Source organism: Actinopolymorpha alba DSM 45243 (genome assembly GCF_000373925.1).
Classification (GTDB): Bacteria; Actinomycetota; Actinomycetes; order Propionibacteriales; family Actinopolymorphaceae; genus Actinopolymorpha; species Actinopolymorpha alba.
On record NZ_KB892774.1, the window covers coordinates 26004 to 41378 of the forward strand.

At 66.1% G+C, this 15375-nt stretch carries 15 protein-coding genes, 1 tRNA gene and 2 pseudogenes; 11 read left to right on the plus strand and 7 right to left on the minus strand.

Going from position 1 to position 15375, the window contains the following annotated elements; all coding sequences use genetic code 11:
- Positions 1-280 precede the first annotated feature (280 nt).
- From B141_RS0125385 to B141_RS0125395, 3 genes are read left to right on the plus strand one after another with little or no spacing between them, the layout of a single operon-like run.
- Positions 281-1378, plus strand: coding sequence for an amidohydrolase family protein (locus B141_RS0125385; RefSeq protein ID WP_020578003.1), 1098 nt, complete (start codon positions 281-283; stop codon positions 1376-1378).
- 31 nt (positions 1379-1409) lie between these two features.
- Positions 1410-2483 carry an amidohydrolase family protein gene (locus B141_RS0125390; protein WP_020578004.1) on the plus strand — a complete coding sequence of 358 codons (1074 nt, stop codon included), beginning with the start codon at positions 1410-1412 and terminating at the stop codon, positions 2481-2483.
- 22 nt (positions 2484-2505) lie between these two features.
- A complete protein-coding gene (locus B141_RS0125395) occupies positions 2506-2955 on the plus strand; it encodes a Rieske (2Fe-2S) protein (RefSeq protein ID WP_020578005.1) in 450 nt (149 codons plus the stop codon).
- A 4-nt stretch (positions 2956-2959) separates the two neighbouring features.
- Here B141_RS0125395 and B141_RS42665 read toward each other — a convergent pair whose 3' ends face one another.
- The gene (locus B141_RS42665; protein ID WP_020578006.1) at positions 2960-3439 is read right to left on the minus strand and encodes a LuxR C-terminal-related transcriptional regulator; all 480 of its coding nucleotides are present in this window, start codon (positions 3437-3439) and stop codon (positions 2960-2962) included.
- A 150-nt stretch (positions 3440-3589) separates the two neighbouring features.
- Between B141_RS42665 and B141_RS0125405 the strand changes: the two genes are divergently transcribed.
- Together B141_RS0125405 and B141_RS0125415 are read left to right on the plus strand one after the other, a co-directional pair.
- Positions 3590-5770, plus strand: a complete 2181-nt coding sequence (locus B141_RS0125405) for an MMPL family transporter (RefSeq protein WP_020578007.1) — start codon at positions 3590-3592, stop codon at positions 5768-5770.
- A 683-nt stretch (positions 5771-6453) separates the two neighbouring features.
- Positions 6454-6858, plus strand: coding sequence for a cupin domain-containing protein (locus B141_RS0125415; RefSeq protein ID WP_026257569.1), 405 nt, complete (start codon positions 6454-6456; stop codon positions 6856-6858).
- Positions 6859-6862: 4 nt separating this feature from the next.
- Here B141_RS0125415 and B141_RS50390 read toward each other — a convergent pair whose 3' ends face one another.
- Positions 6863-7027, minus strand: a complete 165-nt coding sequence (locus B141_RS50390) for a hypothetical protein (RefSeq protein ID WP_020578009.1) — start codon at positions 7025-7027, stop codon at positions 6863-6865.
- A complete protein-coding gene (locus B141_RS51655) occupies positions 7024-7161 on the minus strand; it encodes a hypothetical protein (RefSeq protein WP_237742803.1) in 138 nt (45 codons plus the stop codon). The genes B141_RS50390 and B141_RS51655 overlap by 4 nt, the downstream gene beginning before the upstream one ends.
- 460 nt (positions 7162-7621) lie before the next feature.
- Between B141_RS51655 and B141_RS0125430 the strand changes: the two genes are divergently transcribed.
- The 4 genes from B141_RS0125430 (at position 7622) to B141_RS42670 (ending at position 12379) form a co-directional block, all read left to right on the plus strand.
- Entirely contained in the window at positions 7622-8524 is a 903-nt protein-coding gene (locus B141_RS0125430; protein ID WP_237742800.1) for an NADP-dependent oxidoreductase, read from the plus strand.
- A gap of 64 nt (positions 8525-8588) precedes the next feature.
- Positions 8589-9506, plus strand: a complete 918-nt coding sequence (locus B141_RS0125435) for an NADP-dependent oxidoreductase (RefSeq protein ID WP_020578012.1) — start codon at positions 8589-8591, stop codon at positions 9504-9506.
- A gap of 418 nt (positions 9507-9924) precedes the next feature.
- Positions 9925-10326 carry a YybH family protein gene (locus B141_RS0125440; protein WP_040422253.1) on the plus strand — a complete coding sequence of 134 codons (402 nt, stop codon included), beginning with the start codon at positions 9925-9927 and terminating at the stop codon, positions 10324-10326.
- Positions 10327-10927: 601 nt separating this feature from the next.
- The gene (locus tag B141_RS42670) at positions 10928-12379 is read left to right on the plus strand and encodes an FAD-dependent oxidoreductase (RefSeq protein ID WP_020578015.1); all 1452 of its coding nucleotides are present in this window, start codon (positions 10928-10930) and stop codon (positions 12377-12379) included.
- Between the two features lie 48 nt (positions 12380-12427).
- Here the strand turns inward: B141_RS42670 and B141_RS51665 are convergent.
- Positions 12428-12751: pseudogene (locus tag B141_RS51665) on the minus strand (ISKra4 family transposase); the annotation flags it as partial.
- Positions 12752-13174: 423 nt separating this feature from the next.
- A complete protein-coding gene (locus B141_RS0125460) occupies positions 13175-13576 on the minus strand; it encodes a RidA family protein (protein WP_020578017.1) in 402 nt (133 codons plus the stop codon).
- Between the two features lie 109 nt (positions 13577-13685).
- Between B141_RS0125460 and B141_RS51670 the strand changes: the two are divergent.
- Positions 13686-14153 (plus strand): annotated as a pseudogene (locus tag B141_RS51670) (IS1380 family transposase); the annotation flags it as partial.
- A 114-nt stretch (positions 14154-14267) separates the two neighbouring features.
- Positions 14268-14486 carry a hypothetical protein gene (locus tag B141_RS0125470; protein WP_020578018.1) on the plus strand — a complete coding sequence of 73 codons (219 nt, stop codon included), beginning with the start codon at positions 14268-14270 and terminating at the stop codon, positions 14484-14486.
- Between the two features lie 129 nt (positions 14487-14615).
- On the opposite strand, the gene B141_RS0125475 is transcribed toward B141_RS0125470, so the two are convergent.
- Together B141_RS0125475 and B141_RS0125480 are read right to left on the minus strand one after the other, a co-directional pair.
- Positions 14616-15032 (minus strand): tyrosine-type recombinase/integrase, encoded by a 417-nt coding sequence (locus B141_RS0125475; protein WP_020578019.1) that lies wholly within the window; start codon positions 15030-15032, stop codon positions 14616-14618.
- A 105-nt stretch (positions 15033-15137) separates the two neighbouring features.
- A tRNA-Lys gene (locus B141_RS0125480) sits at positions 15138-15210 on the minus strand.
- Positions 15211-15375: the final 165 nt, after the last annotated feature.

Below are 15375 nucleotides of genomic sequence, written 5' to 3' on the forward strand. Positions count from 1 at the left end.
CTCAGGCCTCTCCAGACGATGCGAGGCACGCTGAGATTTCGTATCGTAGAACTTTCATTCCATTCCGAGCCAGACCGGCCAGGGTCCACATGCGGCCAGCCGCACAGCGAGAAACGCACGTCACCCACGCTCGGCAGCGCTGTCCGGCACGAGGTTCAGGCTTGACCACGTAGGTCTGGTCGACTTAGCTTGTCGCATCGTGGAATATGAATTCCACAGACGGGCCCAGCACTCGGCAGTTCCTCTCCGACTCCACAGGCGCAAGGACAAGGACTGCGACATGGTCGACACCCGTGAGACCACCTACCCCGGCCGACTTCCACGATGGGGAAACGCCGACCTCGTGGACTGCGACGTGCAGGTCGCTGTCGGCTCGGTCGACGTCCTGGCGCCGTATCTCGACCAGCGCTGGCGCGACTACCTGTCGGAGAGTGGCGTACGCGCGATCGACCCGCATCAGTATCCGAAAGGCGCACCGATCTCGGCCCTCCCCGGATCGGCCCCGGCCACAGGAGGACCGCCTGGCAGCGACCTGGGCCTGCTGCGCGCGCAGGTGCTCGACCGATGGCAGGCCCGGTACGCCGTTCTGAACTGCGGCTTCGAGATCTCGGCGATCCACAACGACGACTGGGCGCTCGCGATGGCGCGAGCCGTCAACGACTGGCAGGCCGCCGAATGGCTCGCCCCGGAGCCGCGCCTTCGTGCGTCGATCGTCATTCCCGCCCAGAATCCAGAATTGGCCGCCGCGGAGATCGACCGGCTCGCCGAGCATCCGGGATTCGTACAGGTTCTCCTTCCCGTGCGGGCCGAGGCTCCACTCGGCAAACGTCGCTACTGGCCGATCTATGCGGCGGCCGAGCGGCACGGTCTTGCCGTGGGCATCTACGCGGGCGGCGCGAGCGGCAATCCCCCAACGCCCGTTGGCTGGCCGTCCTATTACCTCGAGGATTACGTCTGCCTCTCGCAGGCGTTCCAGGCGCAGGTCGTAAGCCTGGTGAGCGAAGGCGTCTTCACGAAATTCCCGGCGCTCCGGGTGGTGCTCATCGAAAGCGGCTTCACCTGGCTACCCGCGCTGATGTGGAGGTTCGACAAGAACTGGAAGGGCCTGCGGCGGGAGGTCCCCTGGGTTGACCGCCCGCCCTCGGAGATCATCCGTCATCACCTCAGGCTCACCACCCAACCCCTGGACGAACCCGGCGAGCCGCGGCAGCTCATTGAGACGATCGAGCAGCTCGGCTGCGACGAGATGCTGTTGTTCGCCACCGACTTCCCACACTGGCAGTTCGACACTGAGGAAGGCGTGCTCCCTTCTGGACTTCGCCCTGAGGTCGAGCACCGGATCCTTGCCACCAACGCACTCGAGACCTATCGCTTCTGACGCCGCTGTCACCAACGAAAGGGGAGGGCTTATGGTCGCGACCGCGAGAAAGAACAGAGGCCCGGTCGTCGACTGCGACATCCACAACGCGGTCTGGCCTGGGGCCCTCGATCCCTACCTCGCGAAACGCTGGCGCCGCCACGGCCAACTCTTTGGCTCGCGAACGCATCCCGGCTCGCTTTATCCCAAGGGAAGCCCCGCCGCCGCCCGTCATGACGCCTGGCCGCCTTCGGGCCGCCCGCCCGGTGGTGACCTGGAATTCATGCGCAAGCAGCACCTCGACCCGGAGGGAATCGAGTACGGCATCCTCAACTGCCTCGGGCCGGCCGGCACCCAACTCAACGCGGAATACTCCTCGGCCCTGTGCCGCGCGGTCAACGAGTGGCAGATCGCCGAATGGCTGGAGAAGGAGCCCCGCCTGCGCGCCGGAGTCGCCGTGCCGTACGAAGATGCCGAACTCGCGGTCAAGGAGATCGACCGCTTCGCCGACCACCCCGGCTTTGTCCAGGTCCTCCTGATCGTACGGACGGCCGAGCCTCTCGGTCGCCGGAAATACTGGAAGATCTACGAAGCGGCCGAACGCAACAACCTGCCCGTCGGTATCCACTTCGGCGGCGGCGCCCGCGGCGTACCCATCACCGCATCCGGCTGGCCGTCCTACTACATCGAGGACCACACCGATATGGCACAGGCGTTCCAGGCGCACGTGGTGAGCCTTGTCTGCGAAGGCGTCTTCGAACGATTTCCTGGACTCCGGGTGGTCCTCATCGAGGGCGGCTTTGCCTGGCTGCCGTCTCTGATGTGGCGACTCGACAAACACTGGAAGAGGCTGAAGGAGGAAGTGCCCCATCTCAAGCGCCGGCCGTCTGACTACATTCGCGAGCACATGTGGGTGACAACGCAGCCGATCGAGGAGCCACACAACCCGCGTCATCTCCTGCAGGTGCTCGACCATCTGGGTGGCTCCGATCGGGTGATGTTCTCGACCGATTACCCGCACTGGGATTACGACGACCCTGATCGCGCCTTCCGCGTACGCCTGCCAGAAGAGGACCGCCGCCGGATCTTCGCCGGAAACGCCAAGGCGTTGTACGGGCTTCGGTGAAGTCAGAAAGCCAGGATTGACGATGCCGAAATACGTGGTCGCGACCGTCGACGAGATCCCTCCGGGACAACGCAAGATCATCACCGTGGAACGGCGTTCGATCGGATTGTTCAACGTCAACGGCGACTTCTACGCCATCCGGAACCAATGCCCCCACGAAGGCGGCCCGCTCTGCGAGGGCGTTCTCTCCGGACTGGTGCGGTCAGAGATGCCCGGCGAGTACGAATACGTGCGGCGCGGCGAGATCGTCCGCTGTCCCTGGCATCAGTGGGAGTTCGACGTCAGGACCGGGCAGTCGTGGTTCGACCCCGCGAAGACCCGGGTCCGTGCGTACGAAACCACCGTGGAAACCACGACCTCACTCGCCACGAGCGACGCAGATCTCGTCGACGCGGGCTACACGAAAGGGCCGTACGAAGCGGAGACCTACCGCGTCGAGGTCGACCAGCAGTACATCGTGCTCCATCTCTAGGCGCTCAGGCTCCGCTCCGGTTGCCGCGCGGGACGACCAGCCCGCTCTCGTACGCGACCATGACCGCCTGCGCCCGGTCCCGCAAGCCGAGCGTCTTCACGGTCTCGTCGCTGACCACGAGCCGCTCGGCGATCTCCGGGTTGGACAGGCCCTCGGCGAGCAGTCGCAGCACCTCGGTCTCCCGCGGGGTGAGCACGCCGAGCGGGGACGGCTGCCGGGGCGGTGGCGGGCGCAGTCGCGCGAACTCCCCGATCAGTCGCCGGGTCACCGTCGGCGCGAGGAGCGCCTCGCCGGCCGCGACGACTCGCACCGCGTCGAACAGCCGCTCGGCGGTGACGTCCTTGAGTAGGAAGCCGCTCGCCCCGGCGCCGAGGGCGTCGTAGACGTGCTCGTCCAGGTCGACGCTTCTCTGTTGCTCGATTGATTCTCGCGCGGAGAAACCTACGACGACGAGCGTAGCGAGACACGAATCGTCTACGCCCAATTGCGTAGACGCTGCCATCCGCTGTCAGAGGTCACGACAGCCTCACCTGCGCGACGATCCCCATGCACGATCAGCCTCGCCGGAATGAACACCGATGACATGAGAACGGAAACAGGTGATTCACGGCGAGTGAGATGGCTTGAGGAGAAGATGAAGACAACCGAGACTCCCCATAATGATGGAGCTCTGGCGGGACTAGCCCGGTTCTGTTACCGGCGCCGTCGCCTGGTCCTCCTGACCTGGATCGTCGCCGTGATAGCCGTGGCGTTCGCCGGCTTCGGCTACGGCGCCGCCTCCGACAACGATTTCTCCGGTGGAGACTCCGATTCCGCCAAGGCGCAGGTTCTGATCGAGAAGCACTTCCCCGAGCAACAAGGGGACACGCTGACTCTCGCGATCAAGGCAGAGAAGGGGATCGACGACCCCGCCGCCCGACAAAAGATCGAGAAGGTCATCGCCGATCTGGATGCCTCACCCATTACCGGACCGGTGATCTCGCCTTATCAGGACGAGGCTCTGGTGACGAAGGATCGTCGTATCGCCCGTACGACCATCCCACTGACCGACAAGGATGTGGAAAAGACCGAGGTCAAGCCCTTAGTGGACACGGTCACGAACGCCTCCGGTGACGCCGTGACGCTGGGGCTGGGCGGGGAAAAGGCAGAGAAGGCCGAGACACCCCCGCAGGGTCCGGCCGAGGGCATTGGCGTTCTGACGGCTGCGGTGATCTTGTTCATCGCCTTCGGGTCACTGGTGGCGATGGGTCTGCCGATCGTGACCGCACTGATGGCGATCGTGGGGGGCATCGCCCTGACCAAGCTCGTGGGGCACCTGGTCCCCTCGCCGAACTTCACCGTGCTCGTCGCCACGATGATCGGGCTCGGTGTCGGCATTGACTACGCGCTGTTCATCCTGACCCGCTACAAGGACAGCCTGCAGGAGGGCGACGCGCCAGAGAGCGCCACGGTCAAGGCCATTACCACCGCAGGTCACGCGGTGCTGTTCGCCGGCACGACCGTCGTGATCGCGTTGCTGGGCCTGATCGCCATGGGACAGAAGATGATGACCGGCGTGGCCATCGGCGCATCGGTGACAGTGCTGGTGACGATGGTCGCCGCGGTGACCCTGCTGCCGGCGTTCCTGGGCTTCACCGGCCACAAGATCAACTCGCTGCGACCGCCACGTCGCACGTCCCGCCGACAAGGGGCCGACGGTGTCCCGTCCCGGGAGCGTCGTACCCCCGCCGAACGCTGGGCCGGCGTGGTGCAGCGCAGGCCGCTGGTCGCCGCGATTCTGGCCGGCGCGGGCCTGTTGGTGCTGGCCGCCCCCGCGCTGTCGATGCGGCTGAGCCTGCCCGACGCCAGCGTCCAGCCCCACGACCGGAGCAGCTACACCTCGTACACGATCATCTCCGAGGGTTTCGGTCCCGGCTACGGCGCACCTCTGATCTTCGCCACCGAGGTCGACTCCAAGGACGCCGATCTGCGTCCCGTCGTCGAAGCGGTCAGCAAGACCGAGGGCATCGCCTATGCCACACCGCCTCGGGTCAGCAAGGACGGGCAGGCCGCCATCTTCATGGCCTTCCCCAAGACCGGATACCAGGATGAGGCGACCGCGGACCTGGTGCACGAGCTCCGCGACGACGTACTGCCCAAGGCATCCGGCGGCGAAAAGGTCTACGTCGGGGGCCCGAACGCGGGCGCGATCGACTTCGCCGAGGACACCAGCTCGCGCCTGCCTCTGATGATCGCGGTCGTCATCGCGCTGTCCCTGCTGCTGCTGGTCGCGCTGGTCCGGTCGGTCACGATCGCGCTGCAGGCCGCCGTGATGAACCTGCTGTCGATCGGCGCCGCCTACGGCGTACTGGTCGCGATCGTGCAGTGGGGATGGTTGGGCTCGGCCCTCGGTTTCCCCACCGAGATGCCGGTCACGACCTGGGTGCCGATGATGATGTTCCCGCTCCTGTTCGGCTTGTCGATGGATTACGAGGTCTTCCTGATCTCGCGAGTCCGTGAGGAGTACGAGCGCACCGGCGACACCCGGGTGGCCGTCACTCGCGGGTTGGCGCGGACCGCCAAGGTCATCACGGCTGCGGCCGCCATCATGATCGCCGTCTTCACGACCGCCGTACTCGGCCCCGACGTGGCGGTCAAGCAGATCGGTCTGGGCATGGCCATCGCCGTGCTCGTCGACGCCACCATCATCCGGATGGTCCTCGTCCCCGCGGTGATGGAACTCTGCGGCAAGGCCAACTGGTGGATGCCCGGACGCCGGGCACCGAAGGCGGTCTCGACTCCACAGGCCAGCGTCGGGGAAGAGGCCAGGGTCTGACCCTTCCTCGAGTCGGAGTGTGGGGAACCCTCGGGCGGGCGGGTTCCCCACGGCGATCGAGCCGAGGACGCAGCCGTATGCGCCCTTTTGCAGTGAGTTGCGCTGGACGAGTGCGTCCCTCCACCGAACCATCCATTGAACGATCTGAGGCGTTGTAGCGCAGCATGCTCGCGCTCCGTGATCTCTTCCGCGCGGAGCAGGACCACGGCGCGGACCAGCTGCTCCTTGTCGGCTACCGGCCCGGATGATCGGCGCCGGTCCACCGATCATCCGCGTGCTCAACGGAAGACTGCACGACCGACGCTGAGGCCACGAAAAATCTGGACCTTAGAGCCCCTTCATGGGAAGCTCCGGGGTCATCCGAGAGCCGGCGATGTGGTCGCCGGTCAGCTAATGCGGGTCAGGTACCTCGGCGGGGAACACGCGGCGGGTCAGTCACCCGGCCCTTCCCGCGCGGTATGCCGAATACACGGCGGCCGGCTGTGCGGGCGCGGCGTCGGCGGCCTCGCCGGCACCGTATGAGGCTCCCGCGGAGGGGACTCAATGGGAGGGTCGGTCACGAAATGTGATTCCAGAGCGGGTCATCTCAGCGCAACAATCTTCGTGCGCGACCCCGGAGATCGGGTCTGCTCAGGCGAGACCGAGTGCCCCGGTAGCGGGCTGCGCGGAGCTAGCGTTGTCATATGCCTGTTGTTGACACGCACATGACACAGAAGGATCTGCTGCAGGTCGAGCCGCCGTTCATCGTGCAGGGTTCGTTCGCGATGGTCCGAGTCCTCGAGTTGCCTCCAGGGGACCCTGGCATAGCTCCACACCGCCACTCCGGCCCTGTTTTCGGCTACATGCTCGAAGGCGAAATGTTGTTCGAGCTCGAAGGCCAGGCGCCATATCCGATCAAGGCCGGAGAGGCCTTCTGGGAACCCGGCGGCGAGGTCATCCACTACACCGCCGCGAACCTGCTCGCGGACAGAACGAGCCGGTTTGTCGTCGTTATGCTGTGTGCTCCCGGCGTTGAAATGATCACCTTCGTCGACGACGAGGAACTCGCGGCAAAGGAAAGCGCACGGATTCCCACGCAGAGGGCCTGACCGCTTAGCTACGGACAGCCAGCGCCCATCCGGGGACAAATGTCAGGACGGAGAGCTCGGTCTTCTGATAGCCGGCATAGCCGACGACCGTTCCGTCGCGGACGATCTCGTACCGGTGATGATCAGGGGCATCGATAACCCGGAGGGCGGAGCCGGCGTCGCCCGTCATTCCGCCGCCCGTCCCGCACCGATCTCCAGGTCCTCCCCACCCGGCGGGAGATACAGCAGCGACACCCCGCCGACGACCCGCGCGTCTGTGGAGAGCTCGACCGTACGCCGGCGCAGCCGCGTCCACCTGATCAACAAGCTGAACCCGCGGTTCAACGCACGGCAGGGCTGAGGGCATCGCGACGAAGAAGGGCACGGCGCCCACCCGCCGCACCCGGCCTACCTGCAGTCGACCGGTTTGTGCTCGACCCGACCGGGTACGTGGTCGTCAGGCCGTACGGCACGGCGACACGTCTACGTGTCCGGACAGTTCTCACATCGCGACGCAGAGTTCCACGCGCCAACACCAGCCGATACGAACAACGCGATCACCGACCTTTCTGCGATGGCGGAGCAGATGCGGCAGACGTACGCCAACGCCGAAGAAGTGCTGAGCCGCTTCGAAGTGTCGCTCGACAACGACGCCCTCGCGCCACAACCCCCACCGATCAGCGTGGTAAGACGCCGAGGTCTGGTGCCACTAACACTGGTGAACCGAAAAATGCCGTACAGGCGAGGACTGGGTAAAGGGACGTGCCCGATGAAGGCGATTGTGGTGACAGATGAGCCTGCGGGAACGGCCGGGATGACGCTGGTGGAGCTGCCCGAGCCGGAACCAGCGACAAACGACGTCGTTGTTCAGGTTCATGCGTCGGGATTCACCTCGGGCGAGCTGACGTGGCCCTCGACCTGGACCGATCGCCTCGACCGTGACCGAACACCGTCGATTCCCGGGCAAGAGCTGGCCGGAGTGGTCACCGCTCTCGGCTATGGCACGACGGGGCTGTCGGTGGGACAACGGGTGTTCGGCCTCACGGACTCGTATCGCGGCGGCGGGCTGGCGGAGTACGTGGCGATCGAGGCACGCAACCTCGCGCCGCTGCCGGGCGACGTCGACTTCACGGTGGGCACGAGCCTGCCGATGCCGGGTCTGACCGCGTGGCAGGGACTGTTCGAGCATGGCCGTCTTCAGGCGGGGCAGAGCGTCCTCGTGCACGGCGCGGCCGGCTCAGTCGGGTCGATGGTGACTCAGCTCGCACGTGAGGCCGGCGCGTATGTCGTCGGTACGGGGCGCGCGGCCGACCGTCAGAAGGCGCTCGACTTCGGCGCGCAGGAGTTCGTCGACCTCGACAACGACGCGCTGGAAGACGTCGGCGGCGTCGATCTGGTGTTCGACGTCATTGGCGGAGACATCCAGAGGCGGTCCGTAGGCGTGATCCGGGCCGGAGGAACGCTGGTGACCATCGCCGGCCCGCCCGAGGCGCGGCCCGCGGACGGCTTGGCGATCGACTTTGTTGTTGTGCCCGATCGGGCCCAACTGGGTGAGATCGTCCAGCGGGTGCGGGACGGACGACTGCGGACGAACATCGGCAACATCGCAACCCTCGACGACGCCGTCGCGGCCCTCAACCCGACCGAGCGGATCAGCGGGCAGACGATCATCCGCGTCCGTCCGTGAGCGACACCCGCCCATCGAGGCAACATTTCCGCCAAAGAGACAAATGACCGGGGAGACAATTCCCATGAAGGCGATCGTGGTGACGGACCGGGCCGCGGGAAAGGCCGGGATGACGCTGGTGGAGCGGCCCGAGCCGCCGGCAGCGATAAACGACGTCGTCGTTCAGGTACATGCGTCGGGATTCGTCCCGACTGAGCTGGAGTGGACCTCGACCTGGACCGATCGCGTCGACCGTGACCGAACACCGTCGATCCCCGGGCACGAGATGGCCGGACTGGTCACCGCTCTCGGGTACGGCACGACCGGTCTGTCTGTGGGACAGCGGGTGTTCGGCCTCACGGACTGGCATCGCGACGGCACCCTGGCAGAGTATGTGGCCGTCGAGGCACGCAACCTCGCGCCGCTGCCGGGCGACGTCGACTTCACGGTGGGCGCGAGCCTGCCTATCTCGGGCCTGACCGCGTGGCAAGGGCTGTTCGAGCACGGCCGGCTTCAGGCGGGGCAGAGTGTCCTCGCGCACGGCGCGGCCGGCGCAGTCGGGACGATGGTGACGCAACTCGCGCGCGAGGCTGGCGCGTATGTCATCGGTACGGGGCGCGCTGCCGACCGTCAGAAGGCGCTCGACTTCGGCGCGCAGGAGTTCGTCGACCTCGACAACGACACCCTGGAAGACGTCGGCCGCGTCGACCTGGTGTTCGATGTGATCGGCGGCGACATCCAGAATCGGTCCGCAGGCCTGATTCGCGCCGGAGGAACACTGGTGACCGTCGTCGGGCCGCCCGAGGCGCGGCCCACCGACGGCCTGGCGATCGACTTCGTCGTCGAGGCCGATCGTGGCCAACTGAGTGAAATCGTGCAGCGGGTGCGGGACGGACGACTGCGGACGAACATCGGCAACATCGCAACCCTCGACGACGCCGTTACGGCCCTCAACCCGACCGAGCGGATCAAGGGGAAGACGATCATCCGCGTTCGTCCGTGAGGACTCGGGGGCGCGATCGGTGGGGCGGTAGGTCGGCACAACCCCACGTCGCGGACCTTGGCCTCCAGGGCCGAATCGGTGGAGACCTTGAACGTGCCACGCCGCCACGGCCAACACGATCCGGACCCACTCCGCACGGCCAGCCGGGAACCGTGCTCGACCGCGTCCACGAAGAAGGCATCGCCCGATCCTCATCCGTCAGCTCCAGCGCAGATGACATACCGCATCATCACACAATGTCAACTAACTAACGATGCGACGCTAGTGTCGCGTAATTCTGATGGGTTTCCCTGGCATTGTTGTTCATAAGCTTCTTGGTGAAATGGAAGAATGCCTTCGGATTCTCCTCCAGCCCAGGCCATAACCCGCGCTACGGTGGGACGCATCGCAGTTCAACCAACACGAACAGGAGACGGTGATGTCCGAGTCCTATTCACTCCCCACTAAACCCGAAGGCGTTATCCCGTCGCTGGTTGAGCGATTTAACTCCGGCAAGGTCAGCGCGATGGCGGGCTTGTACGAAGGAGCCGTGCTCATCGCGGACGACGGGCGAACCGTAACTGATCGAGCCGAGATCGCTGCCGAACTCGAGCGCGATCTCAGCCTCGGCCTGCCGCTGGAGGCTAGGGCGCGCCATGTGTTCGTTGCCGGCGATATCGCCGAGATCGTGGTGGACTGGTCAATTGATGGCACAGGTCCCGACGGCAAGCACGTGCACGTCGAAGGCACGGCAAGCGATGTCGCGCGCCGCGGCGCGGATGGACTCTGGCGGTACCTGATCGACAATCGTCTTGGGACGGCGGTGCGACAGGCCGCCTGACACGTGTGCGCCACGGCAGCTCTCGGCGATGGACCCACTCTTCAGCGTGGCGTCGACGATCCTCGCCACGTGGTGAAACTGCCCGTATCACCGAAGATTAGGTTTCCACGCTCAAGCCTCACGTGAACCCGTCCACGATGGCGGCGCGCTCCGCGCTGGGCCGGCTGGTGACGACCGGGGCGGTCGATGTGGCCGTTAGGTGTACCCGGGGCCATCCTCGATGACGCCGTAGTTCAATGCCGCGAGAGATATCGCGAAGAAGCTGGCTCCGTCAGCTGTCCTTGTTTTGCTCGAGCGCGCGCAGGCGACTCCGAAAGGCGCGTTCGGCGACCAGGCCGCCAGCTCCAAGTCCACACCGTCAGCGAGGTGTGCAAAGGCCATCTGGTGTGAGTACGACACGTGGGCGCGCGACCGCAACGACCGACGGCCCGAGGGCCCCTTGATGGGGGGACGTGAGGCCCTGGGTTTTCGGACCATGCACCCGAAAACTAACTGTCGTACGTCGCACAAGAGGCTCGACGCGTGAAGCCGACCGCAACCCGCCCCGGTCGGCTCGCTGTCGTTGAAGCAGACCAACCTGGCCCAGGGAGGATGATGCGCCATGACGACTATCGAGCTGTACCCCGACGACGTTCACAACCAGCGCACGATCCGCCAGGGCCACCCACCTGACTGGGTCAACCGCGAAGGTGGTGACTACGACCTGGTGGTGCTCGGCGGCGGCCCGGGCGGCCTCACCGCCGCCACGACTGCTGCCGCAGGCGGGCACCGCGTCGCTATGACGGAGCAGCGACTGACCGGGGGCACCTGTGTCAACTTCGGCTGCACGCCGAGCAAGGCGCTGATTCGCTGCGCACGCGCGGTGCACGAGGCGAGCCGCGGGGCCGAGTTCGGCTTTCGGCTCGACGCCCCACCCCAAACTGATTTCGGCTCGGTCATGGAGCGGGTCCGCAAGATGCGTTCCCTCAGCAGCGCAGGCGATGCGGTCGAGGTAGCCGAGCAAGCGGGGGCGGAGGTCTACCTCGGGCACACGCGCTTCACCGCGCCGAATGCCATGGAGGTCGAGGGCAGGCTACTGCGATTTCGGACGGCCGTGATCGCCACCGGATCGGACCCCGTGGTGCCCCCCATCGAGGGACTGCGGACCGGCGAGTACCTGACCAACGAGACCGTCTTCTCACTGACAGAGCTGCCAGCCCGGCTGGTCGTCATCGGCAGCGGTCCGCTGGGATGCGAGCTGGCCCAGGCCTTCCGCCGTCTCGGCAGCGAGGTGGACCTGGTCAGCGACAGCGGGACCCTGCTGCCCAATGATGAGCCGGAGGTCGGGGAGCTGATCCGTCGCCGGTTCGAGCAGGAGGGGCTAAGGCTCCATCTGGGGTTCAAGGCAGTACGGGCGGGCGCCGGCCGTTTGCTGGCGCAGGGCACCGGCGAGACGCGCGAGCTGCCCTACGATGCGCTGCTGTTCGGCACCGGCCGCAAGGCGCACGTGGAGCACCTGGGCCTGGGCGCGGCAGGGGTGCACGCCGACGGGGATGGCGTGGAGGTAGATGAATACCTGTGCACCAGCAACCCCAACATCTATGCCATTGGCGATGCAACCTTCCCGCAGAAGTTCACGCACGCGGCCAATGCGACAGCGCGGCTCTGTATCGCGAACGCGCTGGACGGGGCGCATCGCCCGGCACGAGAGCTCGTCATTCCCCACTGCACCTACACCGATCCCGAGGTGGCCGAGGTGGGCCTGACACCGCGCCGAGCCCGCAACGAAGGTGTCGCCATCGACGCTTACCAGCTCGACCTGGACAAGGTGGCGCGGGCGTTCATCGACGGCGAGGAGGAGGGATTCGGGGCGATATACACGCGCAGCGGCAGCAGCGAGATCGCAGGAGCGACGCTTGTGGCGGCGCACGCCGGTGAGATGATCACCGAGCTTACGCTGGCAATCATGAACCAGGTGCCGCTGGAGGTGCTGGCCAACACGGTTCACTGCTACCCGACACAGGCCCAGGTCTTCCAGGAGATCGCACTGCGGTACGCCAGAGCCCAGATGTAGCTGTTCAGCTTGGGTGACGGCCTGTTGGACGACGAACGTTCAAGATCGCTAGGCTGCTTGATGTTGAGTCCGAGAGTGAGTCGACGCGCGAGGGGCTGCGAGGCGGGGTCTGTCCTGGTAGCGGGCTTGGTGGACACGACGGTGTTCCTGTTTGAGGTGCCAGGCGTAGTAGGGGTTGAAGTCGCCGTTGCTGATCAGGGCTCGCAGTTTCAGGACGGCTTCGGCTCCGGCGAGTGACCAGCGGGCGCCGGTGATGTCGAGGCGGTCCTTGACCAGGTGGCGGCAGGCGCCCTCGATGATGCCGGTGGCTATCGGCCAGCCGCGGGTCAGCGCGGTGTCGTACCGCAGGTAGGGGCTCTTGCTCTCCAGATAGCCGCAGACCGCCTCGATGGTCTTGAGCTTGTCCTCGCCGAGGACGGCCGTCTTGGCGGCGGTACGGATGTCGGCGATGACCTGTTCGCTGTCGTCGGCCAGCACACTGCGGGCTTGGGCGGCGACCCAGCTCTCGGTGGCGGGGGCCAGGCCCTGCTCGCGCAGCTTCCTGGTCCGGCGCAGGATCTGGATGCTGTGTATGTGTGGGGCGAGCATGCGCTGCAGATGGGTGGTGGCGACCTGCCGGTGCTGGTAGAGCGTGGCGGCGATCTGGTAGGTCAGGGCACCAGGCTCGGTGTGCTGTCCATGGCGAGGGGGCGTCGGGCCGGCCCGCCTGCACCGCGGCGACGTTGACGGCGACCAGGGCCTGCACCGTCTGGGTCGTGATCGTCACCGCGCGGCGCGGTCATGTTGTCCCAGCCCTCAGTCCTTCGTGACGGCGATACAGTCGACCTCGATGTCGAAGGGGCCCGTCCACTCCGGCACGCAGAAGAAGATGCGGGCAGGCGGGTTGTTCGGGAAAAAGCGCTTGTAGACCTCGTTGAAAGCGTTGAAGTGGTCGGCCGAGATGCACATTGCGTTGCACTTCAGCACATGGTCGAGGTCCGAGCCGGCGGCCTCGAGCGCCTTCTTAATCTGGGTGAGGATGAGCTCGACCTGGCGTTCGAACGGTGCGTTCGGGACGAGTTCCCCGGTGTCGGGGTCGAAAGGCGGCATGCCCGAGATGAACACCATGTTGCCGGCCCGGGTACAGGTCGACACCGGCGCGCCCCACTTCTCGAAATTGCTGTCGATGGGTTCGACCCGGATGATTTCCCGTTCCATGCGTTCGCTCCTTGTCTGTATGGCGTCAGTCAAGGCTGGATTTTTCGCGAAAGTCCGCAGATGAGTGCGTGCGAAATGCGAAAGTGTCTGTCCTGCAAGACACAATAGGATTTCTGAAGGGTTCCACACGCCAGGCTGGGTACGAATCTCTGTTGACGGCCTGGGTGCCCTGCCGCATGCCGGGATGCGCATGGTGCGCGAACTCGCCGACCTGGCCACACCTTCGGTGCAGGTCACGGCCGTGCTCGCGGACACGTACAAGGGTCCGCGGGTGTACGAGCCGGGCGGTGTTCGCCGATCTGGTCGCCGCGGCCGCGCGAGCACTGGCGTGGGCGGCCGATGCCGCACCCGCCGCAGGTGGGTGGCTGCACATCGATGTCGATGCCACCATCACCATCGACCACTCCAACAGAACGCGGCGGCGACCTGGAAGAAAACCTACGGCCACCACCCATTACCGGTGTTCCTGGCCCGCCCCGACATTGCCGACAGCGAAGCGCTCGTCAGGCTGCTCCGCGTGGGGAACGCGGGCTCGAATACCGCCACCGACCACATTACCGTGCTCGGGTGGGCGTTGCACGCGCACGTCGAAGGCTCGGCAAGCGATATCGCACGCCGCGGCGCGGATGCACTCTGGCGGAATCTGATCGACAATCGTCGTAAGACGGCGGTGCGACAGCCCGCCTGAGACGTGTGCGCCACGGCAGCTCTCGGCGACGGCGGTGAGATGATCACCGAGCTTACGCTGGCAATCATGAACCAGGTGCCGCTGGAGGTGCTGGCCAACACGGTTCACTGCTACCCGACACAGGCCGAGGTCTTCCAGTACCCGACACAGGCCGAGGTCTTCCAGCGGATCGCACTACAGCACGCCCGACCCCAGCGGGTCGCTGTTCCCCACCCGCGGTGAGGCCGCAATGGAACGTCGGTCAGCTCCGGCTACTTCGCCGGCCTTCGCCTCGGACAGGACCATGCAGCGACCGCCGCCGGGCTGGCTACTGGGGCGCCGTCGTCCTCTTCCTCGTCACCCACCGCTGTCTCACCCCGCCGCCGACATGCGGCACTGCGGAGACCTCGAGTGATGTGGCATTGAGGTCCCACGGTCCGGACGGGGTTGTTGATCAGCGCTCGGGTCGTGGTCTCGCACCCGGCGGTGAACGACCTGGTTGCACTCGTCGTGCGGCTCATCGGTGACGTGCTCGAGGTGGGCCTTTCCGTTGCATCGGGCCCGGCAGCGCCGCAGCTGCGCATGGAACTGTTCCAGGACGCGGGCGCTGACCTTCGCGATGGGCACGTCGCCGAGGGCGGGCTTGATGGCGCGTTCGGCGTACCCGCGGTATCCCTCGAGGGTCTGCTCGTCTGCTTCGTGCACCTGTAGCCATGCGTCGAGGGTGTAGCCGAGCGTCGCCTTGGTCGAGCCGGTGCGCTGTTGGTCGACCTTCGCGAGCAGTCTCATGCGGATCTTCTCGACCTCGCGACGGTCGCGAGTGGACTCGGTGAGGTTGACAGCAGGTCGGTGACCCCAGCCGCAAATCGCGGCATCTGCTCAGGTCAGATGCGGTGGGCCGCCTGGGGATCGAACCCAGAACCCGCGGATTAAAAGTCCGCTGCTCTGCCAGTTGAGCTAACGGCCCGTGGTCTGGGATGCGTCGAGCGAACCCGACCATCGTCTGACCCGGGCCAAGCCTAGCCGTGCCCCTCCCCGGCCCGGTGAGGTGCCGCCGCGGTGGCGTACCCCGGACAGCGGCCAGGCACTCGACCCGCCGCACGTGGGAAGGTGGCGGCCAGGGAGCAGGGAC

Excerpts from the sequence above, each read along its gene's own strand:
- B141_RS0125385 (WP_020578003.1), top strand. The coding sequence starts at position 281 with ATGGTCGACACCCGTGAGACCACCTACCCCGGCCGACTTCCACGATGG.
- B141_RS0125390 (WP_020578004.1), top strand. The coding sequence starts at position 1,410 with ATGGTCGCGACCGCGAGAAAGAACAGAGGCCCGGTCGTCGACTGCGAC.
- B141_RS0125395 (WP_020578005.1), top strand. The coding sequence starts at position 2,506 with ATGCCGAAATACGTGGTCGCGACCGTCGACGAGATCCCTCCGGGACAA.
- B141_RS0125405 (WP_020578007.1), top strand. The coding sequence starts at position 3,590 with ATGAAGACAACCGAGACTCCCCATAATGATGGAGCTCTGGCGGGACTA.
- B141_RS0125415 (WP_026257569.1), top strand. The coding sequence starts at position 6,454 with ATGCCTGTTGTTGACACGCACATGACACAGAAGGATCTGCTGCAGGTC.
- B141_RS50390 (WP_020578009.1), bottom strand. The coding sequence starts at position 7,027 with ATGACGGGCGACGCCGGCTCCGCCCTCCGGGTTATCGATGCCCCTGAT.
- B141_RS0125435 (WP_020578012.1), top strand. The coding sequence starts at position 8,589 with ATGAAGGCGATCGTGGTGACGGACCGGGCCGCGGGAAAGGCCGGGATG.
- B141_RS0125440 (WP_040422253.1), top strand. The coding sequence starts at position 9,925 with ATGTCCGAGTCCTATTCACTCCCCACTAAACCCGAAGGCGTTATCCCG.
- B141_RS42670 (WP_020578015.1), top strand. The coding sequence starts at position 10,928 with ATGACGACTATCGAGCTGTACCCCGACGACGTTCACAACCAGCGCACG.
- B141_RS0125460 (WP_020578017.1), bottom strand. The coding sequence starts at position 13,576 with ATGGAACGGGAAATCATCCGGGTCGAACCCATCGACAGCAATTTCGAG.
- B141_RS0125475 (WP_020578019.1), bottom strand. The coding sequence starts at position 15,032 with ATGAGACTGCTCGCGAAGGTCGACCAACAGCGCACCGGCTCGACCAAG.